Origin of the sequence: Bacillus cereus group sp. BfR-BA-01383, from assembly GCF_022663495.1 — a bacterium.
Classification (GTDB): domain Bacteria; phylum Bacillota; class Bacilli; order Bacillales; family Bacillaceae_G; genus Bacillus_A; species Bacillus_A cereus_AU.
The window spans coordinates 1-230 of sequence record NZ_JAKUFP010000149.1 but is presented as its reverse complement, the minus strand read 5'-3'; the positions used below and the strand labels follow the sequence as shown (position 1 = coordinate 230).

Here is a 230-nt window from a genome sequence, read left to right as displayed (position 1 = left end):
CTATAAGCTATTTGGAAAATCTGTTTCACAGTTAGATTTACAGAAACGATTTACAAAGATCAAGAAGCGAAAGAGATATAAGTGGTTAAATAACATCAACGCACAAGTTCCCAAACAGGTTTCAAAAGATTTTGATAAGGCGAGAAAAAATTCGTTCAAAAAGTACAAAAATGGTTATCACACTTCTTATAAATCCAAAAAAGATTTAATTCAAGGATTTTATGCCAATT

Annotated in this window: 1 pseudogene; it reads left to right on the top strand. The window is 29.6% G+C overall.

What is annotated here, in order from left to right:
• Positions 1-230: pseudogene (locus MR065_RS27370) on the top strand (helix-turn-helix domain-containing protein); the annotation flags it as partial.